Raw genomic sequence first — 650 nt, 5'->3', positions numbered from 1 at the left:
TTCTTTTTCAAAGGTGAAAAAGACGGTCATTTGATCGTTAACAATGTTAAGAGGTGGACAGAAGTTATGTTCACAATATGGGTGGTACCACGGTGAGAATCGTCCCTGTCGTTTCAAAGAGCGACAGGGGCGATTTTACTATATTAACTTGAAAGAGGTGACGCTTTTTTCGCCCCGGCTTTACCAAATAACAAAAATATTAGGAGGAATTACAGTATGAGTACAAACGAACTAGCACAATTACGTGATCAGATAGATGGAGTTAACTTAGAAATTTTAAAATTATTAAATGAGCGTGCAGAGATCGTTCAGGAAATTGGTAAACAAAAAGAAAAACAAGGGATCACCAGATTCGATCCGGTCCGTGAACGTCAATCGCTTGATCTGATCAATGACCACCATAATGGACCATTTGAATTATCAACCGTACAACATCTTTTCAAAGAAATTTTCAAAGCAAGCCTGGAGCTGCAAAAGGATAATCATAAAAAGGCATTACTGGTTTCTAGGAAGGCCCGCCCCGAAAATACGATTGTTGATGTCAATGGCCAAAAAATTGGCGACGGCGAGCAACGGTTCATTATGGGTCCATGTGCAGTTGAAGGTTATGAACAAGTAAAAGCTGTGGCATTGGCAATGAAACAGCAAGG

Annotated in this window: 1 protein-coding gene; it reads left to right on the top strand. The window is 40.0% G+C overall.

Going from position 1 to position 650, the window contains the following annotated elements; all coding sequences use genetic code 11:
* Nucleotides 1-216: 216 nt before the first annotated feature.
* On the top strand, nt 217-650 hold a 434-nt coding region (gene aroA, locus AC3G7N_RS21370; protein WP_489424147.1), incomplete at its 3' end, for a chorismate mutase.

Source organism: Virgibacillus carmonensis (genome assembly GCF_057836705.1).
Note: the sequence above shows the minus strand (reverse complement) of the source record. Positions and strands in the feature narration are given on the sequence as shown.